Annotated in this window: 1 protein-coding gene; it reads left to right on the top strand. The window is 60.9% G+C overall.

All coding sequences use genetic code 11. From position 1 onward, the window contains the following. On the top strand, positions 1 to 261 hold a 261-nt coding region (locus SB752_RS32730; protein ID WP_410719553.1), incomplete at both ends, for a hypothetical protein.

Below are 261 nucleotides of genomic sequence, written 5' to 3' on the forward strand. Positions count from 1 at the left end.
GGGAAAAAGGGGCATCCGAGGGCGCTCGCCTTTCTGGATCCGAAGGGCAAGACAGATGTGTCGCTGTTTTTACTTGGCCGATATGTGGACGCGCTCGACAAATGCACGCTGCGCTCGGCGGACGGCCGGCACGAGCCTCTGCAAGACCCGCAGGTGGAGCAGCGCATAGAGGATGTGGCGCACTACTTGGTCAAGGCGGAGTGGTTGAACGGTGGGTCCGTCTATCACCTGGCCCACTTGTCGAACCGGCTGAGCAAGTTC

This window comes from Brevibacillus sp. SIMBA_040, from assembly GCF_046535075.1.
In the GTDB taxonomy this organism is placed as follows: domain Bacteria; phylum Bacillota; class Bacilli; order Brevibacillales; family Brevibacillaceae; genus Brevibacillus.